Source organism: Allobosea sp. BH3, from assembly GCF_025499465.1.
Taxonomy (GTDB): Bacteria; Pseudomonadota; Alphaproteobacteria; order Rhizobiales; family Beijerinckiaceae; genus Allobosea.
The window spans coordinates 233,339-259,109 of the sequence record NZ_JAIMCA010000005.1 but is presented as its reverse complement, the minus strand read 5'-3'; the positions used below and the strand labels follow the sequence as shown (position 1 = coordinate 259,109).

Annotated in this window: 24 protein-coding genes; 9 read left to right on the top strand and 15 right to left on the bottom strand. The window is 68.1% G+C overall.

Translation table 11 applies throughout. From position 1 onward, the window contains the following. Positions 1 to 58: 58 nt before the first annotated feature. Entirely contained in the window at positions 59 to 250 is a 192-nt protein-coding gene (locus BoBH3_RS17895) for a CsbD family protein (RefSeq protein ID WP_262332193.1), read from the top strand. 103 nt (positions 251 to 353) lie between these two features. On the opposite strand, the gene dnaJ is transcribed toward BoBH3_RS17895, so the two are convergent. Both dnaJ and dnaK read right to left on the bottom strand, forming a co-directional pair. After that, positions 354 to 1,487, bottom strand: a complete 1,134-nt coding sequence (gene dnaJ, locus BoBH3_RS17890) for a molecular chaperone DnaJ (protein WP_262332192.1) — start codon at positions 1,485 to 1,487, stop codon at positions 354 to 356. A 152-nt stretch (positions 1,488 to 1,639) separates the two neighbouring features. Then, positions 1,640 to 3,556, bottom strand: coding sequence for a molecular chaperone DnaK (gene dnaK, locus BoBH3_RS17885; RefSeq protein WP_262332191.1), 1,917 nt, complete (start codon positions 3,554 to 3,556; stop codon positions 1,640 to 1,642). A gap of 369 nt (positions 3,557 to 3,925) precedes the next feature. Here dnaK and BoBH3_RS17880 point away from each other — a divergent pair, with 369 nt between their 5' ends. Then, positions 3,926 to 4,798 carry a hypothetical protein gene (locus BoBH3_RS17880; protein ID WP_262332190.1) on the top strand — a complete coding sequence of 291 codons (873 nt, stop codon included), beginning with the start codon at positions 3,926 to 3,928 and terminating at the stop codon, positions 4,796 to 4,798. A 4-nt stretch (positions 4,799 to 4,802) separates the two neighbouring features. Here BoBH3_RS17880 and BoBH3_RS17875 read toward each other — a convergent pair whose 3' ends face one another. From BoBH3_RS17875 to BoBH3_RS17840, 8 genes are all read right to left on the bottom strand, one after another. Next, positions 4,803 to 5,549 (bottom strand): hydroxyethylthiazole kinase, encoded by a 747-nt coding sequence (locus tag BoBH3_RS17875; protein ID WP_262332189.1) that lies wholly within the window; start codon positions 5,547 to 5,549, stop codon positions 4,803 to 4,805. Positions 5,550 to 5,590: 41 nt separating this feature from the next. Next, on the bottom strand, positions 5,591 to 5,788 hold the full coding sequence (locus BoBH3_RS17870) for a hypothetical protein (protein ID WP_262332188.1): 198 nt from the start codon (positions 5,786 to 5,788) through the stop codon (positions 5,591 to 5,593). A gap of 551 nt (positions 5,789 to 6,339) precedes the next feature. After that, positions 6,340 to 7,860 (bottom strand): OmpA family protein, encoded by a 1,521-nt coding sequence (locus BoBH3_RS17865; RefSeq protein ID WP_316045114.1) that lies wholly within the window; start codon positions 7,858 to 7,860, stop codon positions 6,340 to 6,342. Positions 7,861 to 8,502: 642 nt separating this feature from the next. Next, positions 8,503 to 9,405 (bottom strand): polysaccharide deacetylase family protein, encoded by a 903-nt coding sequence (locus BoBH3_RS17860; protein WP_262332186.1) that lies wholly within the window; start codon positions 9,403 to 9,405, stop codon positions 8,503 to 8,505. 24 nt (positions 9,406 to 9,429) lie between these two features. Beyond that, the gene (locus BoBH3_RS17855; RefSeq protein WP_262332185.1) at positions 9,430 to 11,130 is read right to left on the bottom strand and encodes a dipeptide ABC transporter ATP-binding protein; all 1,701 of its coding nucleotides are present in this window, start codon (positions 11,128 to 11,130) and stop codon (positions 9,430 to 9,432) included. Next, entirely contained in the window at positions 11,127 to 12,005 is an 879-nt protein-coding gene (locus tag BoBH3_RS17850) for an ABC transporter permease (RefSeq protein WP_262332184.1), read from the bottom strand. Before BoBH3_RS17850 ends, BoBH3_RS17855 begins: the two co-directional genes overlap by 4 nt. Then, positions 12,002 to 12,976, bottom strand: a complete 975-nt coding sequence (locus BoBH3_RS17845) for an ABC transporter permease (protein ID WP_262332183.1) — start codon at positions 12,974 to 12,976, stop codon at positions 12,002 to 12,004. Before BoBH3_RS17845 ends, BoBH3_RS17850 begins: the two co-directional genes overlap by 4 nt. Positions 12,977 to 12,998: 22 nt before the next feature. Next, positions 12,999 to 13,700: a creatininase family protein gene (locus BoBH3_RS17840; RefSeq protein ID WP_262332182.1), complete on the bottom strand. Its 702-nt coding sequence runs from the start codon at positions 13,698 to 13,700 to the stop codon at positions 12,999 to 13,001. 154 nt (positions 13,701 to 13,854) lie between these two features. On the opposite strand from BoBH3_RS17840, the gene BoBH3_RS17835 reads away from it, so the two are divergent. The 5 genes from BoBH3_RS17835 to BoBH3_RS17815 all read left to right on the top strand — a co-directional run bounded on the left by BoBH3_RS17835 (position 13,855) and on the right by BoBH3_RS17815 (position 18,822). Then, a complete protein-coding gene (locus BoBH3_RS17835) occupies positions 13,855 to 14,406 on the top strand; it encodes a MarR family winged helix-turn-helix transcriptional regulator (protein ID WP_262332181.1) in 552 nt (183 codons plus the stop codon). Beyond that, positions 14,403 to 15,995: an ABC transporter substrate-binding protein gene (locus BoBH3_RS17830; RefSeq protein ID WP_262332180.1), complete on the top strand. Its 1,593-nt coding sequence runs from the start codon at positions 14,403 to 14,405 to the stop codon at positions 15,993 to 15,995. Before BoBH3_RS17835 ends, BoBH3_RS17830 begins: the two co-directional genes overlap by 4 nt. 114 nt (positions 15,996 to 16,109) lie before the next feature. Further along, positions 16,110 to 17,060: an isoaspartyl peptidase/L-asparaginase family protein gene (locus BoBH3_RS17825; RefSeq protein WP_262332179.1), complete on the top strand. Its 951-nt coding sequence runs from the start codon at positions 16,110 to 16,112 to the stop codon at positions 17,058 to 17,060. Then, positions 17,057 to 18,094, top strand: a complete 1,038-nt coding sequence (locus BoBH3_RS17820) for a ketopantoate reductase family protein (RefSeq protein WP_262332178.1) — start codon at positions 17,057 to 17,059, stop codon at positions 18,092 to 18,094. Before BoBH3_RS17825 ends, BoBH3_RS17820 begins: the two co-directional genes overlap by 4 nt. Continuing rightward, positions 18,067 to 18,822 carry an SDR family NAD(P)-dependent oxidoreductase gene (locus tag BoBH3_RS17815; protein WP_262332177.1) on the top strand — a complete coding sequence of 252 codons (756 nt, stop codon included), beginning with the start codon at positions 18,067 to 18,069 and terminating at the stop codon, positions 18,820 to 18,822. The genes BoBH3_RS17820 and BoBH3_RS17815 overlap by 28 nt, the downstream gene beginning before the upstream one ends. 122 nt (positions 18,823 to 18,944) lie before the next feature. Here BoBH3_RS17815 and BoBH3_RS17810 read toward each other — a convergent pair whose 3' ends face one another. From BoBH3_RS17810 to BoBH3_RS17800, 3 genes are read right to left on the bottom strand one after another with little or no spacing between them, the layout of a single operon-like run. Continuing rightward, on the bottom strand, positions 18,945 to 19,379 hold the full coding sequence (locus BoBH3_RS17810) for a VOC family protein (protein ID WP_262332176.1): 435 nt from the start codon (positions 19,377 to 19,379) through the stop codon (positions 18,945 to 18,947). A 33-nt stretch (positions 19,380 to 19,412) separates the two neighbouring features. Beyond that, positions 19,413 to 19,895, bottom strand: a complete 483-nt coding sequence (locus tag BoBH3_RS17805) for a DUF1579 domain-containing protein (RefSeq protein WP_262332175.1) — start codon at positions 19,893 to 19,895, stop codon at positions 19,413 to 19,415. Between the two features lie 37 nt (positions 19,896 to 19,932). Further along, entirely contained in the window at positions 19,933 to 20,478 is a 546-nt protein-coding gene (locus BoBH3_RS17800) for an SRPBCC family protein (RefSeq protein ID WP_262332174.1), read from the bottom strand. Positions 20,479 to 20,699: 221 nt separating this feature from the next. Here BoBH3_RS17800 and BoBH3_RS17795 point away from each other — a divergent pair, with 221 nt between their 5' ends. Further along, complete coding sequence (locus tag BoBH3_RS17795; RefSeq protein WP_262332173.1) at positions 20,700 to 22,154, top strand: AMP nucleosidase; 1,455 nt, start codon at positions 20,700 to 20,702, stop codon at positions 22,152 to 22,154. A gap of 111 nt (positions 22,155 to 22,265) precedes the next feature. Here BoBH3_RS17795 and ubiB read toward each other — a convergent pair whose 3' ends face one another. Together ubiB and ubiE are read right to left on the bottom strand one after the other, a co-directional pair. Next, positions 22,266 to 23,822 (bottom strand): 2-polyprenylphenol 6-hydroxylase, encoded by a 1,557-nt coding sequence (ubiB, locus tag BoBH3_RS17790; RefSeq protein ID WP_262332172.1) that lies wholly within the window; start codon positions 23,820 to 23,822, stop codon positions 22,266 to 22,268. Positions 23,823 to 23,847: 25 nt separating this feature from the next. Beyond that, on the bottom strand, positions 23,848 to 24,624 hold the full coding sequence (gene ubiE, locus BoBH3_RS17785; RefSeq protein ID WP_262332171.1) for a bifunctional demethylmenaquinone methyltransferase/2-methoxy-6-polyprenyl-1,4-benzoquinol methylase UbiE: 777 nt from the start codon (positions 24,622 to 24,624) through the stop codon (positions 23,848 to 23,850). 113 nt (positions 24,625 to 24,737) lie between these two features. On the opposite strand from ubiE, the gene mutM reads away from it, so the two are divergent. Continuing rightward, positions 24,738 to 25,634: a bifunctional DNA-formamidopyrimidine glycosylase/DNA-(apurinic or apyrimidinic site) lyase gene (mutM, locus tag BoBH3_RS17780; protein WP_262332170.1), complete on the top strand. Its 897-nt coding sequence runs from the start codon at positions 24,738 to 24,740 to the stop codon at positions 25,632 to 25,634. Positions 25,635 to 25,771 lie beyond the last annotated feature (137 nt).

The following is a 25,771-nucleotide window of genomic DNA, read 5'->3' as shown; positions in this document are numbered from 1 at the left end:
AGCACCGTTCCTTGCCCGACGCGACGGGTGTCGCACAGGATCCAAGAGGAGCTTCGCCATGAGCAGCACGACCGACAAGATCAAGGGCATGGCCAACGAGGCCGCCGGCAACGTGAAGCAGGCCGCCGGCAAGGCGTTCAACAAGCCGGAATTGGAGGCCGAGGGCGCGGCGCAGGAGCTGAAGGGCGAGGCCCAGCAGGCGATCGGCAAGGGCAAGGACGCGGTCAAGAAGGCCGTCGACCGAGTCTGAGGCGACAGCCTCGAAACGCAAAGGGCCGCCGAAAGGCGGCCCTTTTGTTATTGAAACACCGTCATTGCGAGAAGCGGAGCAACGAAGCAATGACGGGAGAGACTCAGGCCGTGCCGCCGAGCCCGCCGAGGAACTCCTTGACGCGGCCGAAGAAGCCGGCCGTCTCGGGATGAGTGTTCTGCGAACTCTCGCGCTCGAACTCCTCCAGAAGCTCGCGCTGGCGCGCCGTCAGCTTCTGCGGCGTCTCGACCACGACCTGGATGTAGAGGTCTCCGACCTCGCGCGAGCGCAGCACGCTCATGCCCTTGGCCTTGATGCGGAACTGCTTGCCGGTCTGCGTGCCTTCCGGAATCTTCACCCGCGCACTTTCGCCGGTCAGCGTCGGCACCTCGATCTCGCCGCCGAGCGCGGCCGAGACCAGCCCGATCGGCACGCGGCAGAACAGATCGGCGCCGTCGCGCTGGAAGATGGCGTGTGGCTTGATCGAGAGGAAGATGTAGAGATCCCCCGCCGGCCCGCCGCGCAGGCCGGCCTCGCCCTCGCCCGCCAGGCGGATGCGCGTGCCGTCCTCGACGCCGGCCGGGATATTGACGGAGAGCGTGCGCTCGCGCGTGACGCGGCCGGCGCCCTGGCAGTTCTTGCAGGGATCGTCGATGATCTCGCCGCGGCCCGAGCAGGTCGGGCAGGTGCGCTCGACCGAGAAGAAGCCTTGATTGGCGCGCACGCGGCCATGGCCGCCGCAGCTCGGGCACTGGCGCGACTTGGAGCCGGGCTTGGCGCCGGTGCCGGTGCAGACCTCGCAGGAGACCGAGGTCGGCACATGAATCGTGGCGTTCTTGCCGGCGAAGGCGTCTTCCAGCCCGATCTCGAGGTTGTAGCGCAGATCGGCGCCGCGCTCCCGGCCATTGGCGCTGCGCGGGCCGCCACGACGGGCGTCGCCGAAGAAGGAATCGAAGATGTCCGACATGAAGTCGGAGAACTCGGCGCCGCCGCCGGGGCCGCCACCGCCATTCTCGAAAGCCTGGTGGCCGAAGCGGTCATAGGCCGCGCGCTTCTGGCCGTCGGAGAGGACCTGATAGGCCTCGTTGAGTTCCTTGAACTTGATCTCGGCTTCCTTGTCGCCGGGATTCTTGTCCGGATGGTGCTGCATCGCGAGCTTGCGGAAGGAGCTCTTGAGCTCGACTTCCGTCACCGTCCGGCTGACGCCGAGGACTTCGTAGTAATCGCGTTTCGACATCGATCGAACGGCCCCTTCGCGCCCCGCGCGCCATGGCCGGGCTCAGGCCCGGCCATCTCACGCAGGACAGCGTTCAACATTCATGAGGCCTTCCCGTAACGAGATGGCCGGGTCAAGCCCGGCCATGACGTCTGCTGGAAGGCAAGCGCGGCTTACGCGCTCTTCTTCTTGTCGTCCGAGACATCCTTGAAGTCCGCGTCGATGACGTCGTCCTTCTTGGCATCTTCAGGCGCTTCACCGCCCTCGGCTGGAGCGCCTTCGGCCTGGCTGGCGGCATACATCGCCTCGCCCAGCTTCATCGAAGCCTGCATCAGCTCGTTGGTGCGGGCCTTGATCGCCTCGGCATCCTCGCTCGAAAGCGCGGTCTTGAGCGCCTCGGCCGCAGCCTCGATCGCCGACTTGTCGGCTTCCGAGACCTTGTCGCCATAGTCCTTCAGCGACTTCTCGGTCGAGTGGACGAGGCTCTCGCCCTGGTTCTTCGCTTCGACCAGATCGCGGCGCTTCTTGTCCTCGGCGGCGTTCGCCTCGGCATCCTTCACCATCTTCTCGATATCGGCCTCGCTGAGGCCGCCGGAAGCCTGGATCTTGATCTGCTGCTCCTTGTTGGTGGCCTTGTCCTTCGCCGTCACCGAGACGATGCCGTTGGCGTCGATGTCGAAGGTCACCTCGATCTGCGGCATGCCGCGCGGGGCCGGTGGAATGCCCATCAGGTCGAACTGGCCGAGCATCTTGTTGTCGGCCGCCATCTCGCGCTCGCCCTGGAAGACCCGGATCGTCACCGCACCCTGGTTGTCCTCGGCGGTGGAGAAGACCTGGCTCTTCTTGGTCGGGATCGTGGTGTTGCGGTCGATCAGGCGCGTGAACACGCCGCCCAGCGTCTCGATGCCGAGCGAAAGCGGGGTCACGTCGAGCAGCAGCACGTCCTTGACGTCGCCCTGGAGGACGCCGGCCTGGATCGCGGCGCCGATGGCGACGACCTCATCCGGGTTGACGCCCTTGTGCGGCTCCTTGCCGAAGAACTGCTTCACGACCTCCTGGACCTTCGGCATGCGGGTCATGCCGCCGACGAGGACGACCTCGTCGATCTGGCCCGCCGAAAGGCCGGCATCCTTGAGCGCCTTCTTGCAGGGCTCGACGGTGCGCTGGACCAGATCGTCGACCAGGCTCTCGAACTTGGCGCGCGAGAGCTTGATGGCGAGGTGCTTCGGGCCCGAGGCATCGGCCGTGATGTAGGGCAGGTTGATCTCGGTCTGGGCCGTGGTCGAGAGCTCGATCTTGGCCTTCTCGGCCGCCTCCTTCAGGCGCTGGAGGGCGAGCTTGTCCTTCTTCAGGTCGATGCCCTGCTCGCGCTTGAACTCGTCCGCCAGGTACTCGACCAGGCGCATGTCGAAGTCCTCGCCGCCGAGGAAGGTGTCGCCGTTGGTGGACTTCACCTCGAAGACGCCGTCGCCGATCTCGAGGATCGAAACGTCGAAGGTGCCGCCGCCGAGGTCATAGACCGCGATGGTGCCGGACGACTTCTTCTCCAGGCCGTAGGCCAGCGCAGCCGCCGTCGGCTCGTTGATGATGCGCAGTACCTCGAGGCCGGCAATCTTGCCGGCATCCTTGGTCGCCTGGCGCTGGGCGTCGTTGAAATAGGCCGGGACCGTGATGACGGCCTGGGTGACGGGCTGGCCGAGATAGGCCTCCGCCGTCTCCTTCATCTTGGTCAGGGTGAAGGCCGAGATCTGCGACGGCGAATAGTCCTTGCCGTCGGCCTCGACCCAGGCGTCGCCAGAAGACGCCTTCTTGATCTTGTAGGGGACGAGCGACAGGTCCTTCTGCGTCATCGGATCCTCGAAGGTCCGGCCGATGAGGCGCTTGATGGCGAAGAAGGTGCGCTCCGGATTGGTGACGGCCTGGCGCTTGGCCGGCTGGCCGACAAGACGCTCGCCGTCATCCGTGATGGCGACGATGGAGGGCGTGGTGCGCGCGCCTTCCGAATTCTCGATGACCTTCGGCGTGGAGCCTTCCATCACTGCAACGCAGCTGTTGGTCGTGCCGAGGTCGATACCGATGACTTTACCCATGGACGGGATCCCTTTCGATTGAGCAGATCGCCGGCCCGCGACGTCTTCACGCCGCCTGCCGGCCCATGGACCGGACCGCCCCCGCTTCAGCGGCGAACGAACCGGCATTCCACGTTCGACGGTGGTCAGAACTCCAACAACCGCCCCTTGGCGGCGTATATAGTGAGGGTGTTCCCGCCCTTGCAAGACAGGCGAGCCGATTAAGAAACGAGGGATGCAGGCTTTGCAGGACGGCCCTCCCGCTTTCCGGCCGAGTGTGGCCTCGCCGCCCTTGCACATCCCGGCGTTGCCCTTCATGCAGAAAGGCCGTTCCGCCTGCCCATGGATTCCCCCAAGGACTCCCCGAGGATTCCCTCAGAAGGACTCCCCATGAGCCGATCGACGCGCTTTGCCGTCAGTCTTGCGGCGCTGGCCACGATGATCGCCGGCGCGCAGGCACAGCCCCTGCAACTGCCCGGCGCGCAGCCCTTCAATGCCACCGGCACGCTGCAAGCCGCGCCTGTCCAACCCGGGGCACCGAGCCAGCCGCGCCCGCCGAGCATGCCGGCGATCAAGGTGGCGGGCGAGGAGGCGATCCTCGGCAAGATCTTGCACCGCAACGGCAATCACGGCGAGGCGACCTTCAGCAGAATGGCTTCGGGCTACGGGATGAAGCTCAGTCTCGACGGCTTCCGCCCGGCCAATCTGGTCGAGCCCTGCTCGGTCTCCTTCGGCAACGAGCCCCTGCCCGTCACGGCAATCGGGCGCCCCTCCGGCGTGCCACGCTACCGGCTGGAGGCGCCGATCTGCCCGATCGTCTTCGACGTGCTGGACGGCGCCTTCCTCGTCGTCGAGCCGAACGAGCCCTGCGTCGTCGAAGCCGCCCAGTGCCGGATCGACCCGCGCGGGCTGTGGGGGCCGGATGCACGCACGATCTCCGGTCAGGCGAAAGAGATCGAAAGTGCACGCGGTGCTGCCGAGCGCGCGGTGCGGGAAGGCTATCGAACGCTGACCGCCCGCTCGGACGCCGTCGAGCAGCGCTCCATCGCCCGCGAGCAGGCCGGCTTCTCGGCCGAGCGCGAGATGATCTGCCGGGATTTCCAGCGCGAAGGCCAGCTTGGCTTCTGCGCCGCCCGCATCACCGCGGCGCGGGCCGCCTATCTGCGCGCCCGGCTGGGCCTCAATACAGAGCCAAAGCCCGCGGCCAAGCCAAAACCGCGCCCGGCCGCGCCGAAGCCGCTCTCGCTGACACCGACGCAGTAACGGCTCAGGCCATCCGGGCCGCGAGCGTCGCCTCGTCCAGCCCGGCGAGCGCATCGATCAGGTGCATGGCGAAGCTGCCGGGGCCGGCCGAGCGCTCGGCCGCGATCTCACCGGCGATGCCATAGGCAGTCAGCGCGGCGGCAGCGGCGAGATCGGCCTGCGACTCGACGGCGCGGCAGGCCGCGACCAGGGCGCTGGAGGCACAACCGAGGCCGGTGACCTTGGTCATCAGCCGGTTGCCGTGGCGGACCAGGAAAAGCCGGCCCATGCCCTCGATCCGGTCGACCACGCCAGTCGTCACCCGCAGCACGCCCTCCGCACCGCTCATGACACGGTCGAGCGCGGCCATCTCGGTCGCATTGCCGCGCACCGTCACACCCGGCAGCCACAGCACTTCGCTCGCAAGCTTCAAGCGCAGCGGCGAGAGCTCGACGAAGACCGGATCGAGCACCAGCGGAATGGCGCGCTGTCGCGCGACCTCCAGCAGCTTGGGAATGGCGCGCTCGGCCTCCGGGCTGATCGTGCCGAGATTGATCAGGATCGCGCCGGCACCGCCCGCGACCGCCGCGACCTCCTCGGGATGGCTCGCCATGGACGGCACGGCGCCGAAGGCGAGGAGCATGTTGGCGGTGATGTTTTGCGCCACCGTGTTGGTGAGGCAATGGACACGCGGATGGCGCTCTGCCACGCGCTTGATCACCCCAACGACCGTGGCGGCGTCGATCTCGGCCGGGGCTGGCTTGTCTCTCATGGCCGGAAGCTAGGCGCGAGGCCTGACCCTGACAACGGCCTTCAGGCCGTGCGGTCGACCAGCACGCCCTGACCGGCGGGGAGGGTCGCCTGCATCTGCTCGGTGCTCTGCTGGAGCATGGCGACAAGGCTCTGCTGCGCCTGCGCCTCCTGGCGGAGCATTTCGGTGCTCAGCGCCTGCTGCAGCGAGGCTGCCTGCGTGGCGGCGAAACTCTGGGCTAAGGCTGCGACGTCGCTCATGCCGGCCACGCTAGCCGGCGGGCCTTGCCAAATCCTGAACGCGCGAGATCAGGGCGCGATGATCGACGGCACGCCGCGCGGCATGGGCAGATCGCGACTGGCCTGTGCCCTGTCATCACGCTCTTCACGCCGATTATGGAGTGGCGCGGCCCGATCCCCGGCCGGCAGTTGCACGGAATCATCCATTCGCGGCGCCATCGGCACACCGGGAGCACGCTCCCTCGCGACCGGAGGACTCACGGTCGGTGGAGAGCTCTGAGGCCATGCCGGCAACGGCGCGAACGAACCGGCAAGCATCAAGACCGCGCTTGCTAGAATGGAGATTTTCATGGCGACACCTCCCATCATCGATTCCTCCGGAAGAAAAACCGCTGTCGGAGTGCGAAGTTCCCTGCATTGCAGGAAGAACGGGGCTGCTAGAGCACGCGCCGATCAGATTGCGTAGCAATCCGATCGGATCACGCGTTCTCTATCAATAGTCTGGAGGCGGATTCACCGATCAGGTTGTTTCAACCTGATCGGATCCGGCTCCAGGAGCAGCCCCGTCCATGTCAGCGGTTCTGGCCGGTCAGCAGCGGCGTGATGCGCCGCAGCGTGACACGCCGGTTCTCCCGTGCGGCATCCTGCGTCTGGACCTTCAGATACTGCTCGCCATAGCCCTGCGTCGTCAGGTTCTCCGGCGGGATCTGGAAGTCGCGGGTCAGGATTTCGGCGACCGACTGGGCGCGGCGGTCCGAGAGCGAGAGATTGTCGATATCGGCTCCAACGGCATCGGTATGGCCCTCGACGAGGAAGACCTCGTTCGGCGAGCTCTGCAGGGCGCGCCGGACCGAATCGGCGATCACAGCCAGCCGCCGCCCCTGATCCGGCGAAACCTGCCAGGAGCCCGAGTCGAAGCTGATCGTATCGACATCGACGCTGCGCATGCGGGCGCGCAGATCCGGCGAGTAACGCACCTCGTCGAGCGTGTAGCGGCGCGGGATGGCGGCCACCGGCGGCGCCGTGATCGTCTCGTAGATCAGGGCCTCGTCCGCCTGATCCGCATCGACGATATAGCGTTCGCGCGGGATCGGCAGCGGCGGAGCCGGCAGCACCACGATGTCGTCGGCAAAACGCCCCGGGCGGTCGCGCAGCGTGTTGTCGATGATCACCACCTCGCGGTCGTCGCGCCCGATGCGGGTGCGCCGGATCAGCCGGCCTTCCCCGTCGGTGACGGTGACGATGCGCGTGCCGTCGGGCCGCTCGAAGACGGTCCGCGTCTCGCCATCGCGGCGCTCGGAGCGGCCCTGCCAGCCGAGATCGCGGAAGCGCTGGTCCTCGTCACGGCGAATGATGGCGCGGCCGTCATCGTCGCGGATGATCGTGCGCCCCGGCTCGCGGATGACCGTGACGTCGCCCTCGCGCCGCTCCTCGCGACGGCTGCGGATGTCGTCGAAGCGCTCGGCGCCCTGCGTCGCCATGATGCCGCCCAGCACACCGGCCCCGAGGCCGATGGCGCCGGCCACGCCCGGCGAGATGCCGCTGCGACGACCGTCGCGCTGTTGCGGCGGCGCCGGAGGCAGGCCGGGCTGCGCGGGTGCGACACCGGGCTGGGCCGGGGCCGGCGCTGCGCCGGGTTGCGCCGGAGCCGGTGCGACGGGCGCAGCCTGAGGCGCTGCTGCGGGCGGCGCGGCGCGCGGCTGTGCCGGAGCAGGAGCGGGGGCAGGCGCGACCGGGGCAGCGGGAGCGGCAGCCGGAGGCGTTCCGGGCTGCGTCGCGCCGGGCGCACGCGGCTGTGCCGGGACCGCGGAAGGCGGGACGGCCGATGGCGGCGCGCCGGCACCGGGTTGGGCCGGGGCGGCCGGGGCGGTGGAAGGCGGCGCCGCAGGTGCACGCTGCTGCGTCGCAGGCGCGGCGGGAGCCGAGCCCGGCTGCGGCGCGGCCGAGGGCGGAACGGCCGGGCCGCCGCGCGGTACAGCCGAAGGCGGGGTAGCCGGCTGGGCAGGCGCGGCAGGCGGAGCCGCTTGCGGGCGCTGAGCCGGCGGCGCGGCGGCCGGGGGCGGCTGCGGAGCGGCGCGCGGAACCGCCGGCACGCTGGGTTCAGCCGGCGGGCGCGGCGGCGTCGGCCGGGCGGCAGGAGGCTGGGCAGAAGGAGGCTGGCCGGGAGCCGGCGCCATGTTTGGCGCAGGGCGTGCCGCCGGCGGCTCACCGCGAGGCTGGGGGGCGGGCATGGCGGGCGGCTGCGGCCGGGGAGCCTGCGGGGCGGGCTGCATCTGCGGCGGACGCGGAGCCTGCGGCGCGCCGGGCGGGACGGGGCGCTCCGGGCCGCGCGGACCGGGCTGTGCTCCCGGGGCGCGCTGCTGCTGCTCCTGTGGCCGCTGGCGTGGTCCGCGCCCCGGCTCGTCATCACCTGCGGAGGGCGCCTGTGCGACCCGATAACCGGCTTCGGCGAAGGCGTGTCCGGCCTGCGAGAGGACGAGGGCCGGCAGGATTGTTCCGACCAGCAACCAACGTTTCGTGCGCATTACGATTCCTGTTCTTCGTTTCAAAGCACAGGCATCAGGCCGCCCTCGGCCTGAACCCGTGATGAAGCGAAAACGGCGGGAATCGGGCAGCGGTTCCGCGAAGCAGCGCTCTAGAGCAGCTCCGCACTTCTCCGAACCGCGGAACTACTCTCCCTCTGCTTCATCGCATTTTCTTCACGCGGACCGGGGTCCACCTCGCTCGAAAATGCTCTAGAGGCCGGCCTCCGCCTTCACATAGGCCGCGATCTCGGCGTGGCTGGCGAACCAGCAATCGCCCTTCGCCTTGGCGAGCCTGACCAGCTCCTCGAGGATCCAGAAGCGCGAGCGATAGGTGATGACATGCGGGTGCATGGTCAGCAGGAAGAGCCCGCCTTCGGCATAGGCGCCCTCGAATTCGCGGCGGAAGATGTCGAAGACGGCTTCCGGCGACGTATAGGGCCTTAAGCCCTGGAAGCGGTTCATGCTGAGATAGGGCGCGTCGTCGCGAATCCACTCGACCGGCAATTCGACGATGCCGGTCGGCTCGCCTTTCTCGACGATCTCATAGGGGTCGTCATCCGCGAAGAGCGAGGAATCGTAGAGCAGGCCAAGCTCGCGCTCGATCGACAGCGTGACGTCGGAGAAATCCCAGGACGGGGTGCGCATGCCCACCGGGCGGATGCCGGTGATCTTCTCGAGCGTATCGGCCGAGCGCAGATGCAGCTCGCGCTCGTTTGCGGGCGGCACCGCCGTGTTGACCTCGTGGATCCAGCCATGGAGGCCGATCTCATGGCCCTCGCCGATGATGCGGCGCTGCTCATCCGGATAGAGCAGCGCGGTGACGGCCGGCACGAAGAAGCTCGCCTTGATGTCCTGCTTCTTCAACAGATTGAGGATTTTCGGCACGCCGACCCGGTTGCCGTACTGGCCCCAGGAGAGGCGCCCCACCGACTTGCCGCCGTCGCGCAGTTCGTTGGTCTCGTGGTCGACGTCGAAGGAGAGCGCGACCGCGCAGCGAGCGCCGTTCTTCCATTTTGCCGGCTTCAGATTGCGGCCGGCGCGGACCTGCTCGACCTTGCCGCGCCAGACCTCTTCCGGCCATTGCCAGGGCAACTGTTCGTCGGGTTGGGTCATGGCAGGTCCTTTCCTGTCGAAGCGCTACGCCACCGGCAGCACCGGCACGGCGGCGAGCAGGCGCTTGGTGTAGTCGTGCTGAGGGCGCTCGTAGATCTCGGCTGAGGGGCCGCTCTCGACGATCTTGCCGCGATACATGATCGCGACCCGGTCGCAGAGATGGCGCACCACCGAAAGGTCGTGCGAGATGAAGATCAGCGTCAGGCCGAGTTCCTGGCGCAGGCGGATCAGCAGGTTGATGATCTGCGCCTGGATCGAGACGTCGAGCGAGGCGACAGGCTCGTCGCAGACCACCACGTCGGGCTGCATGGCCAATGCGCGGGCGATCGCGACGCGCTGACGTTGGCCGCCCGAGAACTGGTGCGGATAGCGGCTGGCGAAGGCGGGATCGAGCCCCACGGCCGCGAGCCATTGCCGGACATAGTCCTTCGCCTCCGCCCGCCCGACCAGCCCATGTGCCAATGGCCCCTCGGCGATGGAATCGCCGACCGTCATGCGCGGATTGAGCGAGGCGAAGGGGTCCTGGAAAATGGTCTGGACACGCGTCGTGATCTTGTGCGGCTCCCGGCCCGCGCTCATTACCGGCGCGTCGTCGATGCGCACAAGGCCGCTGTCGGGCGCGTAGATGCCGGCCGCCACGCGCCCCAGCGTCGACTTGCCCGAACCAGATTCGCCGACCAGCCCCAGCGCCTCGCCGCGCCTGAGCACGAGCGTGACGTCATCGACCGCCTGCACGGCGGCCGGCGCCTTTGCCAGCCCGAGCCTCTGCCCGAGCTTGCGGAGCAGGCCGGGCGTCTGGGCGAAGCGCTTGGCGACATGCTCGATCCGGACGTAATGCGCTGCATCGCCGGGCGCAGGCTCTGCCTTCCTCGCGGCGCGCGGCGGCGGGGCAACTTCGGCGCCGGCGCCGCCCGCGAGCAACGTGCCCGGCTCGGCGCGGGAGGGCAGCGCATCGAGCAGCGCCTGCGTATAGGGGTGCCGCGGACGGGTCAGCACATCGAGCGTCCTACCCGTCTCGACGATCTTGCCATAGCGCATGACGCAGACATGGTCGGCAAGCTCGGCGACGACCGCGAGATCGTGGCTGATCCAGATCAGCGCCGTGCCGAGTTCCGCCACCAGTTCCTTCATCTCGGCGAGGATCTCGGCCTGGACCGAGACGTCGAGTGCGGTCGTCGGCTCGTCGCAGATGATCAGCTTCGGCCGGTGCAGCAGGGCGATGGCGATGGCGACGCGCTGGCGCATGCCCCCGGAGAACTGGTGCGGATAGAAATCGACCTTGCTCTCGGCGTCGGGGATGCGGACCTGCGCCAACGCCGCGACGGCGCGGCGGCGCGCCTCGCTTCCAGAGACCTTCTCATGGGCTTCCAGCGCCAGCCTGATCTGCGCCCCGATGGTCAGCATCGGGTTCAGCGTCATCATCGGGTCCTGGAAGACCATCGAGATCTGCTTGCCGCGGATCTTGCGCAGCTCCGCGGGTCCGAGCCCGACGAGTTCGCGGCCTTCCAGCTGCACCGAACCGCTCTCGACACGGCCGGGCGGATCGATCAGCCCGATGATCGAGAAGCCGGTGATGCTCTTGCCCGAGCCGGACTCGCCGACGAGGCCCATCACCTCGCCGCGCTTCAACGCGAAGGAGACGCCGTCGACCGCCTTCACCACGCCGGCGCGGGTGTGGAAGTGGGTCGTGAGGTCCGAGACCTGAAGGAGAGGCGCCTCGCTCATCGCTTCAGCCTCGGATTGACCTGGTCACGGATGCGGTCGCCGACGAGGTTGATGGCGACGATCAGCACGATCAGCGCGATGCCGGGATAGATCGAAATCCAGTAGCGGCCCGACAGCATGTACTGGAAACCGTTGGAGATCAGCATGCCGAGCGAGGGCTCCGTCACCGGCAGCCCAACGCCGAGGAAGGAGAGCGTCGCCTCCAATGCGATGGCGCTCGCCACCTGCACGGTCGCGACCACGATCAACGGAGGCAGGCAATTCGGGAAGATGTGGCGCCAGACGACGCGCATGGGCGGCAGCGGCGTCGAGAGCACGGCCTCGACATAGTCCTTGCCGCGCTCGGCCGAGGCCGCGCCATGGGCCGTGCGGGCGAAATAGGCGTATTGCGCGGCGGCGAGCGCGGCGATGAGCTGGAGCTTGCCCTGCCCGAGCATGGCGGACAGGACGAGCGCCAGCAGGATCGCCGGGAAGGCGAGCTGCAGGTCGATGACCCGCATGATGAAGGCCTCGCGCCGGCCGCCGGCATAAGCAGCGCCGATGCCGAGCGCGACGCCGAGCGTGAAGGCGAGCGCGCCCGCCACCAGCCCCATCTGCAGCGAGATGCGCAGGCCGTAGAGAATCGCCGAGAGCAGGTCGCGGCCCTGCGCGTCGGTGCCGAGCCAATGGGTGTAGCCGCCCGAGCCGACGAAGCCCGGTGGGCGGCGCGCATCGGAGAGGGAGAGGTTGGCGAGGTCGTAGGGGTCCTGCGGCGCGACGAGCGGCGCGAGCAGGGCCAGCCCGATCATCAGCACGACCACGGCGAGCGCCGCGACCGCGACCTTGCTCTCGCGAAACTCCGCCCAGAAGCGGGCGACGGGAGAGGCCTCGCTCATCGCGCGCCTCCCTTCCTCAACCGCGGATCGAGCCCGACATAGGCGAGGTCGACCAGGAAGTTGATGGTGATGAAGACGAAGGCGACGAGCATGAGATAGGCGACCATCACCGGCCGGTCGAGCGACTGGATCGAATCGATGATGAGCTTGCCGATGCCGGGCCAGGAGAAGATCGTCTCGGTGACGACGGCGAAGGCGAGCGTCGAGGCGAATTCGAGCCCGAAGACGGTGACCAGCGGGATCGCGATCAGCCGCAGGACATGGCGGCGCAGCACGGTCCATTCGGACAGGCCGGCGGCGCGGGCGAACTTCACCGTGTCGGTCAGCATGGTCTCGCGCGTGCCCGCCCTTGCAAGGCGCGTCATCAGGGCGAGCTTGAACAAGGCGAGGTTGAGCGCCGGCAGCAGCAGGTGGCTCAGTCCGTTCGCGGTCAGGAAGCTCCACTGGACGCCGAAGAGCGAAACGGTCTCGCCGCGCCCGCCTGCCGGCAGCCATTGCAGCTCGACGGCGAAGGCCATGATCAGCACGAGGCCGATCCAGAAGGTCGGCACCGAGAAACCGAGGATCGACACCGTCATGATTAGCTTGGCGGCGACGCTATCCGGCCGATAGCCGGCATAGATGCCGGCGGGGATGCCGATCAGCGCCGCGCCGAAGACCGCCGCTAGGGTCAGTTCCAGCGTCGCCGGTAGGCGCGACAGGATCAGCTCCATCACCGGCATGCCGAAGACGAAGGAACGGCCGAAATCGCCGTGCAGTACACGGCCGAGGAAGGTGAAGTACTGCTCCCAGAGCGGCCGGTCGAGCCCGTAGCGGGCGATGGTCTGCAAGCGCAGTTCCTGGCTGACGTCGGGGCCGATCAGCACGTCGATCGGGTTGCCGATCGCATAGACGCCGACGAAGACCAGCATCGACATGACGAGCATGACGACGAGCGCCTGCAGCAGGCGTATGGCGACATGGCCTAGCATGGACTGAGCCCGGCGCGGCGCCTCACGGCCAGTTCTCGACCATCGCCGCACGCGTCTCCTCGACGCCGACCCGCCAAACCTCCAGCATCTCCTCGTCCGGCCGCTGGTAGAGGCCATGGAAATTGCCGTCGCCGAGGATCTCGCGACGGCGCTTCGGGCTCGCTGCCTGATACTGGGCGGGGTTGAAGGGCGGCTTCAGCGTGTCGGGCATCGCCACGCCCTCGAGCCGCGTCCAGGGGAAGTTCTCCATCCAGGAGGCATGGGAGGCGGCCGGGTCGACCGCCTTGACCGCCGCCTGGAATTGCGGGGCAGCCCACCAGTTATGCAGCCTGACGCTCGCATCGGGGTGCCGGCCGAGCCATTCGGTGGCGAAATTCAGCGCGGGCGAGTTGCCGCCATGGCCGTTGACCAGCATGATCCTGCGGAAGCCCGAGCGGTAGAAGCCGTCGAAGATGTCTTCGAGCAGGGCGACATAGGTCGATAGCCTCAGAGAGATACTGCCCGGGAAATCGAGGAAGCCCGGCGTCATGCCATAGGCCAGCACCGGGAAGACCGGGATGCCGAGCGGCTCGGCCGCCTCCTGCGCAACCCGCTCGGACAGGATCACGTCGGTGGCGAGGCTCAAATAGGCGTGCTGCTCGACGCTGCCGAGAGGCAGGACGCAGCGGTCATCCCGCTTCGCCTGCGCCTCGATCTGCATCCAGTTCATCTCGGCGACACGCACGGCGCGATCCTTGCTTGGGAAACGGGACGGTGGGGCAGACGACCAGCCCTGTCGAGGTGTAGCCTGTGCCGGTTCCCGCTCCGGTTGATCCTTGACTCCGGGGCCGGAGAGCGTCAAGTTCCATTTGGAACTAAATCGGCCCGAGAGACCTCCCATGCGGCGCTCGCCGACCTCTCTTTCGCGTGTCGACCCGGAGCGCGAGGCCGCGCTCGGCGGCCTCGACCCGCTGACAGTGACCAAGCTCTGGGAGAATCCCTGCTGGCTGTCCTTCAGGCTGAACTTCGTCGCTTTCCGCTTCAACGACCCGGTCTATCGCTGGATCGAGACCCGCTACGGGCTGGTGCGGCCGGAATTCGTCGCGCTCTATGCGGTGGGCCTGCGGGAGGGCGTGGCGGCCAAGAACATCGTCGCCTCCTCCGGTCTGCCGAAGAACACGCTCTCGCGCGCCGTGCAGAAGCTGCTGCAGCGGCGGCTGCTCCGGCGCGAGACGGACCCGACCGACCTGCGCAGCTATGTGCTGCACCTGACGCCGGCCGGTCGCAAGATCTTCGACGAGACCATGCCGCTGATGGTGCAGCACCAGACCGCGATGCTCGCCTGCCTCAGCGAGGACGAGCAGCGGCAGCTCTGCACGCTGATGGACAAGCTCGTCATCGCCTCGCCCGCCTGGCCCAACGAACTCGAACAAGAGGGGACACCATCATGACCATTGCCCGGACCTTCCGCCTCGCGGCCTTCGCCGCCCTGCTCGGCGCCGCCGTCTCCACCGGCGCACTCGCCCAGACGCTGACGATCGGCGTGCGCGCCGGCCCTGAATCGATCGACCCGCACTACACCGCGACCGGCACCCATGCCGAAGCGCTGAAGCATGTCTTCGACACGCTGGTCTGGTCTGGCGACAAGCTGCAGCTCGAGCCGCGGCTGGCGACGAGCTGGAAGGCGATCGCGCCCGATGTCTGGGAGTTCAAGCTCAGGCCCGGCGTCAAGTTCCATGACGGCTCGGACTTCACGGCCGAGGACGTGAAGTTCTCGATCGAGCGCATCCCGACGGTCGCCGGCCCGAACCCGACGACGATCTATGTCCGCCGCGTCAAGGAGGTGAAGATCGTCGATCCGCTGACCGTCCAGGTCGTCACCGACGGACCGGCGCCGAACCTGCCGAACGACTTCATCCGTCTCTTCGTCGTCTCGCACAAGGCTGCCGCCGGCCTGACCAAGGACAGCGCCAACGAGGCCTTCAACACCGGCAAGGCCGCGGTCGGCACCGGCCCCTACAAGTTCGTCTCCTGGACGCCGAAGGACCAACTCGTGCTCGAGCGCTTCGACGGCTACTGGGGCCCGAAGGAGCCGTGGGCCCGCCATGTCCGCAAGGAGCTGCCGAACGACGCCGCCCGCGTCGCCCAGCTCAAGGCCGGGCAGGTCGACCTGATCGTGCGCGCGCCGGCCTCCGACGTGCCGACGCTGAAGCGCGACGCCAAGCTCGCCGTCACCAGCGTCGAGACCGTCTACGTCTTCAACATCGAGATCGACCTGCGCGACAAGTCCCCGCAGATCAGCGCCAAGGACGGCTCGGCCCTGCCGAAGAACCCGCTGCAGGATGCGAAGGTGCGCGAGGCGATCGACATCGCCATCGACCGGCCGGCGCTCGCCGAGATCGCGATGGAAGGCCTCGGCGCGCCGGTCAACCAGCTCGTGACGCCGACCATCGCCGGCTTCAACAAGTCGCTGCCGCCGATCAAGCCGGATATCGCCAAGGCCAAGAAGCTGCTCGAGGAGGCCGGATATCCGAACGGCTTCAAGATCACCTTCTCCTTCACCAATGACCGCCTGCCGGGCGACCGCCAGGTCGGCACCTCGATCGCGCAGATGCTGGCCCGCGTCGGCATCGAGGTCGTCGCCAACGCGCAGCCGGCAGCGGTCTATTTCCCGGCCCGGGCGCGCTCCGAATACTCCCTCTCCATGTCGGGCTGGGGCACGCTGACGGGCGAGGCGAACTACACCCTCTCCTCGCTGGTCCACTCCAACGACCCGGCCAAGAAGCTCGGCGCCTTCAACCTGCTCGGCTACAAGAACGCGCAGGTCGACAAGCTGATCGAGGACGCCTCGATCGAGCTCGACGAGGCGAAGCGCAACAGCTTCCTCTCCGAGGTCAACGCGATCGTCGCCAAGGAGCGCCCGCGCCTGCCGGTCGTCGCGGTCGGCTCGGCCTGGGCGATGCAGAAGGACAAGGTGACGATCACCCCGCGCGTCGACGAGGACACGCTGGCGATGGACATCAAGCCCGCCAAGAAGTGAGGCGCGCCGGCGTCCGCGACGGAGAAGGGGCGCCCGGTCTGACGCCGGCCCCCTGATCCGCTTGCCCGCAGACACCTTGCCCCCGAGGGGCAAGGCCTTTTCAGAGGTTCTCACATGACTCTCGCGCTTGCCATCCATGGCGGCTGCGGCACGCTGCCGAAGCCGGAGATGACCGAGGCCGAATGGGCGCAGGCGCGCGCCGACCTGGCCTCGGCGCTGCGCGCGGGCTGGACGATCCTGTCCAAGGGCGGGCCTGCCGTCGACGCGGTCGAGGCTGCCGTCCGGGTGATGGAGGATTCGCCGCATTTCAACGCCGGCTATGGCTCCGCCTTCAACGCGGATGGCGACCATGAGCTCGACGCCTCGATCATGGATGGCGAGACGCTCGCCGCCGGGGCCATCTGCGCCGCCAAGCGCATCCGCAACCCGATCCTGGCCGCCAAGGCGCTGATGCTGCGCGGCGACCCGCTGCTTCTCACCGGGCCGGCCGCCGACGCCTTCGCCGAGCATGAGGGCATCGATACGGTCGATAACGCCTATTTCTCGACCGAGCGCCGGCGCAAGAACCTCGCCTCGATGAAGATCCGCGAGCTCGTCGGCACCGCCGCCGAGGCGAGCGAAGCCGAGAAGCACGGCACCGTCGGGGCCGTCGCCTGCGATACGCGCGGGCACCTCGCAGCCGCGACCTCGACCGGCGGCTACACCAACAAGCCGGCCGGGCGCGTCGGCGATTCCCCCATCATCGGCGCCGGCACCTATGCCCGCGACGGGCGCTGCGCCGTCTCCGGCACCGGCAAGGGCGAGTATTTCATCCGCTACTGCGTCGGCCACGAGATCGCGTCGCTGATCGCCTACAAGGGTCTCTCGCTGGCGGACGCGACGCAGGCCGTGCTGGCCGAGCTTTCGGCGCATGAGATCGGCGCCGGCCTCGTCGCGGTCGATGCCGAGGGCAACATCGTCGCGCCCTTCAACACCGAGGGCATGTATCGCGGCTGGGTCAGCCCGGACGGGCTCATCCATGTCGCCACCCATGGCGACGTCGAACTGGCCGGGCAGGCGGCATGAGCGAACCGATCCTGATCTGGGGCGCAGGCGCCATTGGCGGCACGCTCGGCGCCTACTGGGCTCGCGCCGGCATCCCGGTGCTGCTGGTCGACATCGTGGCCGAGCATGTCGAGGCCTGCCGGACGAGCGGGCTCGCCATCACCGGCCCCGTCGAGGGATTCCGGCAGGTCGTACCCGCCGCGACGCCGCAGGAGCTGACCGGCCGCTACAGCTGCATCGTGCTCGCCGTGAAGGCGGGGGCTACGGAAACGGCGCTGGCGATGCTCGCGCCGCATCTGGCCGAGGACGGCTTCGTGCTCTCCGCCCAGAACGGCCTGAACGAGCTCGCCATCGCGAAGGCCGTTGGCGAGCGGCGGACCATGGGCTGCTTCGTCAATTTCGGCGCCGACTGGCTCGGGCCCGGCGAAATCCTCTACGGCAACCGCAGCGCGGTGGTGGTCGGCGAGCTCGACGGCACGGTGAGCGCGCGCGCCGCGGAGATGCACCGGCTGCTCAAGATGTTCGAGCCCGATGCCATCCTGACCGACAACATCTTCGGCTATCTCTGGGGCAAGCTCGCCTATGGCGCGATGCTGTTCGGCACGGCGCTGACCGACGATTCCATGTCGGCGAACTTCGCCGATCCGGCGCGGCTGCCGGTCTGGCTGGCGCTCGGGCGCGAGGTCGGGGCGGTGGCGGCCAAACGCGGCATCACCTCGCTCGGCTTCGGCGAATTCGATCCGATGGTGTTCGCGCCCGGCCGGCCGGAAGGCCCGCAGGTCGAGACGATACGCTGGCTGGCCCATTACACCTCGCAGACGGCCAAGACCCATTCCGGCATCTGGCGAGACCTCGCGGTGCGCAAGCGCAAGACCGAGGTCGATCCGCAGATCGGTATCATCGCGACGCTCGGCAGCGAGGTCGGGGTGCCGACGCCGGCGCTGGAGACGCTGGTTGCGCTCATCCACGACATCGAGGAAGGCCGCCGCCCGATGGCCTTCGAGACGCTGAAAGTACTGATCGACCGATGCAGATCCGTTTCGACAACCGCGTAGCCCTCGTCACCGGCGCCGCGCAGGGAATCGGGCGCGCCATCGCCGCGGCGTTGGCCGAGGCCGGCGCCCGCGTCCACCTCGCCGACATCGATGCCGAAGGCGTGGCGGCGACGGCCCGAGAGATCGGCGCGAGCGCGCATGCGGCCGATCTCGGCTCGCCGGAAGCCGCGCAGAAGCTCGTCGGCGAGATCACCAAGGCAGAGAGCCGCCTCGACCTGCTGGTCCACGCCGCGGGCGGCGTGCGCGGCCAGGTTGGCCGGGCCATCGAGGAGATTTCGGAAGCCGACTGGCGGGTGATCTTCGCCGCCAATGTCGATTCCGCCTTCTTCCTGGCGCAGGCTGCCGCGCCGGTGATGAAGAAGGGCGGCTATGGCCGCATCGTCACGATCTCGTCGGGGGCGGGCCTGCGGCCGAGCCTCACGGGCATCCAGGCCTATTCCAGCGCCAAGCACGCGCTGGTCGGGCTGACGAAGCAGCTCGCCTGGGAATTCGGCCCGCACGGCATCACCGTCAATTCGGTGGCGCCCGGCTTCGTGCGCTCGAACCCCGCCACCGAGCGGCAATGGGAGAGCTACGGGCCAGAGGGGCAGAAGCGCCTCGTCGAGAGCATCCACACCCGCAAGCTCGGCACGCCGCAGGACATCGCACATGCGACGCTGTTCTTCCTGAGCGAGCAGGCGAGCTGGATCAGCGGGCAGGTGCTCTCCGTCGACGGCGGGCGGTCGTAGGCGCGAAAAAAGGGGAGCTTGATGCTCGGGCTTGACCCGAGCATCTCTTCCCGAAGGAGGCTCCCGCGCCTCGTCCTGCCTGAGATTCTCGGGTCAAGCCCGAGAATGACGCCGCCCGTGCCTCACCCGCAATTGGCCTGATCGGCCGGCATCTCGGCGCCGACCATCCAGTTGGTGCCGAAGCGATCGACCAGCATGCCGAAGCGCGGCGACCAGAAGGTCTCGGCCATCGGCATGGTGATCCGCGCGCCGCCTTCGGAGAGGCCGGCGAAGATACGCTCGGCGTCCTCCGGGGTCGCCACGCCGATGCTCACGGAAACAGAGCGCATCGGACCGTCGCTGCGGTCCGGCGGGGCGTCGGAGGCCATCAGCAGCTGCCCCTCGATCTCGAGGCAGGCATGCAGGATCTTGTCGCGCCATTCGGGGGCGACATGCTCCTCGGCCGGCGTGCCCCTGTGATCCATCATGGCCTGCATCGTGCCGCCCAGCACCTTCTGGTAGTGGCTGAAGGCCTCGCGGCAATTACCCTCGAACATCAGATAGGTCGACAGCTTCATCGGGTTTCCTCCTCGTTTTTGTCCTGCGGACGCTCAGCCCTTGCGGCGGTAATGCGCGCTCATGAACTCGGTCCATTGGCCGTCAGGCCCGGGCGAGCGCGAGGTCAGGGTGCGGTGGTCCGGCGACAGGAAGGTGATGATGTCCTGGTATTTCGCCATGGAACCATCGCCGGTCATGCTCGGCCCTTCTGTGTCGAGGACCAGCGACTTGCCGTCCTCGGAAAGCGCACCGTCGTAAATCCACATCATCGACATCATCGAGGCGACGAAGCTGCCGACAAAGCGGCCCCTGGCCGGGTCGAAGCCGAGCGTCATCAGGCTCGTGACCTTCTGGCCCTCCGGGGACTCGCCCTGCCCCTCGCCGAGGGTCCAGAGCCCGCCGAGCGAGCGCACGCTTTCCGTGCCCTTCGACGTTCCCGGCGGCTGGTCCGGCCCCATCGAGCAGTTCATCTCGGCGGTCCAGTCACCGACCAGCTGCCGGAGCCATTCATGCTCCTTCTGCGGCTCGCCCATCATGGGTCGTCTCCTCTCATGTTTCTTTTGGGTGATCGCCTCAGGCGGGCCGCTCGGCCGCGGCCTTCATCGCCGCCAGCCCGGACTCGAAATCGCCGCCGACCATGCGGTCCATGTCCATGAAGACGTGCATGATCTTGCCGATGAACGGCGTCGGGCCGGTCATGATCCAGGTCACCGTCGTCGCGCTGCCCCTTGGCGTCAGGGCGAAGACGACGTCGTTATGCGCCTCGAAGGGCTTGAGGAAATCGAGCTTGAGCGCGAGCCGGCCCGGAGCGCTGGCCTCGACGATGCGCATGCTGCCCTCGCCGACATTCTTGTCGCCGGTCCAGGCATAGGTCGCGCCGGGCCCGGATGCCGCGCCGCCATAGCTGCGCTTCATCGCCGGGTCCTTCTTCTCCCAGGGCGACCAGGCGTCCCAGGCCCTGAAGTCCGCGATCAGCGGATAGATGCGCTCCGGCGGCGCGTTGATCGTGGTCGAACGCGTGACCTGGAAGCTGTCCGGCTTGCGCGCCGCCAGGAACAGCACCACGGCGACCGCCATCGCGACGACACCGAGCAGGCTGAGGAGAACTGTCTTGAGCATCGCCGGGACCTTTCCTCGGAGCGAAGGGCTCGAACGATCGAACGCCCGGCCGTCCCTCCGGTTTCGTTTCGCGCTCGCGCCATCACTTAACTTATCGGTTAAGTATTGTCCTCGCCGGCGACTGTCAAGCACGGCCCGCACCGTAGGATCGGTCGCGACCGGTTGTTGTCAGGAGGAGGCGCGGCTAGAACCGGGAGCCCAGCAGCAGACCGGACCCGCCCATGAGCTTCGAGATCGCCGCGACGCCCGAGGCCGCCCTCGACAGGCTCGAACGCCTCTATGAGGAGGCGCGCTCGGCCTTGCGAGGCGACCTGCAGCGCTTCTTCGATACGGGCGAGGCGCCGACACCGGAAGCCCGCCAGCGCTATCGCTACCCGCTGCTGCGCGTCACCTACGAGCCCTCGAAGCTGCCGGCGGCGACGCGGCGCGGCTATGCCAAGTTCGCCGCGCCCGGCATCTACTCGACCACGGTGACGCAGCCTGCCGAGTTCCGCGCCTATCTGCTCGACCAGCTCAAGCCCCTCGTCGAGGAATATGGCGCGACGATCGAGACAGGGCTGAGCAACCAGGAAATCCCCTATCCTTACGCGCTCGAAGGCGGCGACGAGCTGGGGCGCGGCAAGGTCACGGCCTCCGAGCTCGCCCGGTATTTTCCGACCCCGCTGCTCTCGCTGGTGGGCGACGAGATCGCGGACGGCACCTTCGACATCGTCGAGGGCGAGCCGCGCCCGCTCTCGCTCTTCGACGCCGTGCGTGTGGATTACTCGCTGCGCCGGCTCGTCCACTACACCGGCACCGACTGGCGGGCCGTGCAGCCCTGGGTGCTGCTGACCAACTACCACCGCTATGTCGACCAGTTCGTCCGGCTCGGCATTGCCGAGATCGAGGCCGGCACGGCTGAAGCGCTCGTCGCGCCGGGCGGCATCCGAATCGACCGCAACGGGCTCGACGTCTCGGCGGCGGAGCGGGTGATGTCCAGCCCCTGGCACCGTTTCCAGATGCCGGCCTATCACCTGATCCGGAAGGACGGCGACGGGGTGACGCTGGTCAATATCGGCGTCGGCCCTTCCAATGCGAAGAACATCACCGACCATCTCGCGGTTCTGCGGCCCAATTGCTGGCTGATGGTCGGCCATTGCGGCGGGCTGCGGCAGACACAGATCATCGGCGACTATGTGCTGGCCCATGCCTATCTCAGGCAGGACGGCATTCTGGACGAGCTGGTGCCGCCGGATGTCCCGATCCCGGCGCTGGCCGAGGTGCAGGTCGCGCTGCAGGAGGCCGCCGCCGACATCACCGGCGAAAAGGGCGATCGGCTGAAGCAGCGGCTGCGCACGGGCACGGTCGTGACGCAGGATGACCGCAACTGGGAGCTGCGCTGGACCAAGGCGAGGCGCCGCATCAACCTGTCGCGCGCTATCGCTGTCGACATGGAATCCGGCACCATCGCAGCGCAGGGCTATCGTTTGCGCGTGCCCTACGGCACGCTGCTCTGCGTCTCCGACAAGCCGCTGCATGGCGAGATCAAGCTGCCCGGCGCCGCCAATGCCTTCTATGAGCGGGCGGTAGGCGAGCATCTGCGCATCGGGCTCGATGCGCTCAAGAAGCTGAAGGCGACAGGCTCGGCGATCCACTCGCGCAAGCTCAGAAGCTTCGACGAACCGCCGTTCCGTTAAGCGGCCACGAGCGCGTCATGCTCGGGCTTGACCCGAGCATCTCGGGACGAAGAGGCGCTCTATCCTGCATGAGATTCTCGGGTCGAAGCCATGCTTCGCCCGAGAATGACGCTAGCCGAACACGCCATAAGCCACCAGCGCCGCGATCACCCAGAGCGCCGCGGTGCCCCAGCGGTTGCGCCTCGCCTCGGCCCGGCCGATCGCCTCGACGCTGCGGTCGTCCAGCGCGAAGCCGTTGCGGGACGCGTCCTCGAGCTGGCCCAGCACGCGCTGCACCCGGACGACTGTATCGGGCAGGACGGCGAGCGAGCCGAGCAGGGAACGGGCGCCGCGCCCGGCATCCGCCAGCTTGCCGAGAGGTCCGAGATTCTGCGTGATCCAGTCGCGCACCACGGGGTCGGCCGTGCCCCACATGTCGAGATGCGGATCGAGCGAGCGGGCGACGCCCTCGACCACCACCATGGTCTTCTGCAGCATGACGAGCTCGGTGCGCGTCGCCATGTCGAACATGCCGGTGATCTCGAAGAGCAGGGTCAGGACCTTCGCCATCGAGATTTGGTCGGCGCGCTTGTCGTGGATCGGTTCGCCGACGGCGCGGATCGCCTGGGCGAAATCCTCGACATCGTGGTGGGCCGGGACATAGCCGGCCTCGAAATGCACCTCCGCCACGCGCCGGTAGTCGCGGGTGATGAAGCCGAGCAGGATCTCGGCGAGGAAACGCCGCTCCTTCAGGCCAAGCCGCCCCATGATGCCGCCATCGACGGCGACGAGCCGGCCCTCCGCATCGACGAAGAGGTTTCCGGGATGCATGTCGGCATGGAAGAAGCCGTCGCGGATCGCGTGCTTCAGGAAGGACTGGATGATGTTACGGGCGAGTTCGGCCAAGTCGTGGCCGGCCGCACGCAGGCCCTCGATATCGGAGAGGCGCACGCCGTCGATCCACTCGTCGACCAGCATCTCGCGCGCCGTCAGCTGCCAGTCCGGCTCCGGCACGCGGAAATCGGCGTCTTCCTTGGTGTTCTCGGCAAACTCCGAGAGGGCGGCGGCTTCGAGCCGCAGGTCCATCTCCATCGCCACCGAGCGCGCCAGCGTCTCGACCACGCCGGTGAAGCGCAGGCGGCGCGCCTCGGCGGATCGCTGCTCGGCCATCTCGGCGCCGAAGCGCATCGCGGCGAGATCGCGGTTGAAGCGGTCGCGGATGCCGGGACGCAGGATCTTGACCGCGACCTCGCGCCCGTCCTTCAACCGGGCGCGATGCACCTGCGCGATCGAGGCGGCCGCGACGGGCTCGCTGAATTCGGGAAAGAGGGCCTCCAGCGGCACCCCATGGGCCGCTTCGACGATGGCGCGCGCTTCCGCCATCGGGAAGGCGGGCATCCGGTCCTGCAGGGCGGAGAGATCCTGCGCGATCCTCATGCCGACGACATCGGGCCGCGTCGCGAGGAACTGGCCGAACTTGACGTAGGACGGGCCCAGCCGGGTCAGCGCCGCCGCGAGCCGCGTCGCCGAGGAACCGGCGCCGCGCCTCTCGATCAGCCGGCCGAGCCGTATCAGCCCGCGCGCCAGGGGCGGCAGCACCGAGGGATCGACCAGCGAAAGAGCCCCCTCGCGCGCCAGCACGAAGCCGACGCGCGCGCCGCGCAGGAGATGGAAGAAGGAGGAGATCATGCAGGTCTAGCCGTCATGCCCGCCATCACAGCTTCCAGCCGGAGTGCAGCGCCACGACACCGCCCGTCATCGGCGTGAACTTGGCCCGGCGGAAGCCGGCATCCTCGATCATGTTCGCGAAGGCCTGCGGCTTCGGGAACTTCTGGATCGACTCGACCAGATACTGGTAGGGCTCGGCCTCGCCCGTCACCATCCGCCCCATCGGCGGGATGACCTTGAAGGAATAGGTCTCGTAGATCTTGTCGAGCAGCGGCACATCGACATGGCTGAATTCGAGGCAGAGCAGGCGCCCGCCGCGCTTCAACACGCGATAGGCCTCGGCCAGCGCCTTGTCGATGCGCGGCACGTTCCGGATGCCGAAGGCGATGGTGTAGCAGTCGAAATGATTGTCCGGCAGGCCGAGCGCCTCGGCATTGCCCTGGACGAAGCGGATGCGGTCGTCATCCGGGAAGCGCTTGTCGGCGCGCTCGCGCCCGACGCGCAGCATGTCGGCATTGATGTCGAGCACGGTGACGTCGGTCTGCGGGCCGCCGGCCTCCAGCACCGAGAAGGCGACGTCGCCCGTGCCGCCGGCCACGTCGAGGTGATGGAAGGGCCGGTCCTTCGCCGGGTTGATCGCGGTGAGCAGCGCGCTTTTCCAGGCCCTGTGCAGCCCGCCCGACATCAGGTCGTTCATCAGGTCGTAGCGGTTCGCGACCTTGTGGAAGACGTCGTCGACCTTGGCCTGCTTCTCGGCGAGCTTCACGGTCTCGAAGCCGAAATGGGTGGTGTCCTCGGGCCTGGTGTTTTGGGCTGCTGTCACGGTCGGGCCGGCCTTGTGCAAATCTATCTTGTTTTCGCTAGACGCGATGAATAGCCAAAGGCGGCGGGCTTGTCGCGGCCCGTCTCGACGCAGGCTTTACGAGAGAACGCAGGATGCCCGAGCTACCCGAGGTCGAAACCGTCCGGCGCGGGCTGGAACCCGCCATGACGGGCGAGCGCTTCGCCCGTGTCGAGCAGCGGCGGCCCGATCTGCGCTTTCCCCTGCCCGAGCATTTCGCCGAGCGACTGACCGGAAGACGGGTCGAGGCGCTGTCGCGGCGGGCGAAATATCTGATCGCCGATCTCGACGACGGCAACGCGCTCATCATGCACCTAGGCATGAGCGGGCGCTTCATCGTCGAGGCGCCCGGCACGCCGCCGGTCGAGCCCGGCGCCTATTACAACGAGATCGGCCGGCACCTCATCCACGACCATGTCCTGTTCGAGATGGGGACCGGCGCGCGCGTGACCTATAACGATGTCCGCCGCTTCGGCTTCATGGACATTCTACCGCGCGCCGATCTCGCCTCATCGAAGCACTTCGCGGGCATGGGCATCGAGCCGCTCGGCAACGAACTCTCGGGCGAGATGCTGGCAAGGCTCTTTGCCGGCAAAATCGCACCGCTCAAGGCCGCTTTGCTGGACCAGCGGCTCGTGGCGGGCCTGGGCAACATCTATGTCTGCGAGGCGCTGTTCCGCGCAGGCCTCCATCCCGAGGCGGAAGCGGGAACGATCGCCACGCCGACCGGCAGGCCACGCGACAAGGCGCATGAGCTGGCGCGCATCATCCGCGAGGTGCTGGAGGAGGCCGTCGCGGCCGGCGGCTCGACGCTGCGCGACTTCGCCCATGCCGACGGCTCGCTCGGCTATTTCCAGCATCGCTTCCGGGTCTATGACCGCGAGGGCGATCCATGCGTGACGCCGGGCTGCGGCGGGGTGGTGCAGCGGCTGGTGCAATCGGGGCGATCGACCTTCTACTGCGAGAGCTGCCAGCCGCGGCGGCTGCGGTAAAGCCTTGGGGTAACACGACGATGGGGCGCGGGCGGCAGTGGAACCCAACGCCCGGCTCGGCCATTGGTCATGGGATGCCACAAGGGAGGACCTGACCATGCGGCCGAAATTGGCATGTCTCGCCGTGTTGGGAGCGC

Bases quoted from the DNA above. Each gene is read 5' to 3' on its own strand.
- BoBH3_RS17895 (WP_262332193.1), top strand. From the start codon at position 59: ATGAGCAGCACGACCGACAAGATCAAGGGCATGGCCAACGAGGCCGCC.
- dnaJ (WP_262332192.1), bottom strand. From the start codon at position 1,487: ATGTCGAAACGCGATTACTACGAAGTCCTCGGCGTCAGCCGGACGGTG.
- dnaK (WP_262332191.1), bottom strand. From the start codon at position 3,556: ATGGGTAAAGTCATCGGTATCGACCTCGGCACGACCAACAGCTGCGTT.
- BoBH3_RS17880 (WP_262332190.1), top strand. From the start codon at position 3,926: ATGAGCCGATCGACGCGCTTTGCCGTCAGTCTTGCGGCGCTGGCCACG.
- BoBH3_RS17875 (WP_262332189.1), bottom strand. From the start codon at position 5,549: ATGAGAGACAAGCCAGCCCCGGCCGAGATCGACGCCGCCACGGTCGTT.
- BoBH3_RS17870 (WP_262332188.1), bottom strand. From the start codon at position 5,788: ATGAGCGACGTCGCAGCCTTAGCCCAGAGTTTCGCCGCCACGCAGGCA.
- BoBH3_RS17860 (WP_262332186.1), bottom strand. From the start codon at position 9,405: ATGACCCAACCCGACGAACAGTTGCCCTGGCAATGGCCGGAAGAGGTC.
- BoBH3_RS17855 (WP_262332185.1), bottom strand. From the start codon at position 11,130: ATGAGCGAGGCGCCTCTCCTTCAGGTCTCGGACCTCACGACCCACTTC.
- BoBH3_RS17850 (WP_262332184.1), bottom strand. From the start codon at position 12,005: ATGAGCGAGGCCTCTCCCGTCGCCCGCTTCTGGGCGGAGTTTCGCGAG.
- BoBH3_RS17845 (WP_262332183.1), bottom strand. From the start codon at position 12,976: ATGCTAGGCCATGTCGCCATACGCCTGCTGCAGGCGCTCGTCGTCATG.
- BoBH3_RS17835 (WP_262332181.1), top strand. From the start codon at position 13,855: ATGCGGCGCTCGCCGACCTCTCTTTCGCGTGTCGACCCGGAGCGCGAG.
- BoBH3_RS17830 (WP_262332180.1), top strand. From the start codon at position 14,403: ATGACCATTGCCCGGACCTTCCGCCTCGCGGCCTTCGCCGCCCTGCTC.
- BoBH3_RS17825 (WP_262332179.1), top strand. From the start codon at position 16,110: ATGACTCTCGCGCTTGCCATCCATGGCGGCTGCGGCACGCTGCCGAAG.
- BoBH3_RS17820 (WP_262332178.1), top strand. From the start codon at position 17,057: ATGAGCGAACCGATCCTGATCTGGGGCGCAGGCGCCATTGGCGGCACG.
- BoBH3_RS17815 (WP_262332177.1), top strand. From the start codon at position 18,067: ATGCAGATCCGTTTCGACAACCGCGTAGCCCTCGTCACCGGCGCCGCG.
- BoBH3_RS17810 (WP_262332176.1), bottom strand. From the start codon at position 19,379: ATGAAGCTGTCGACCTATCTGATGTTCGAGGGTAATTGCCGCGAGGCC.
- BoBH3_RS17805 (WP_262332175.1), bottom strand. From the start codon at position 19,895: ATGATGGGCGAGCCGCAGAAGGAGCATGAATGGCTCCGGCAGCTGGTC.
- BoBH3_RS17800 (WP_262332174.1), bottom strand. From the start codon at position 20,478: ATGCTCAAGACAGTTCTCCTCAGCCTGCTCGGTGTCGTCGCGATGGCG.
- BoBH3_RS17795 (WP_262332173.1), top strand. From the start codon at position 20,700: ATGAGCTTCGAGATCGCCGCGACGCCCGAGGCCGCCCTCGACAGGCTC.
- ubiB (WP_262332172.1), bottom strand. From the start codon at position 23,822: ATGATCTCCTCCTTCTTCCATCTCCTGCGCGGCGCGCGCGTCGGCTTC.
- mutM (WP_262332170.1), top strand. From the start codon at position 24,738: ATGCCCGAGCTACCCGAGGTCGAAACCGTCCGGCGCGGGCTGGAACCC.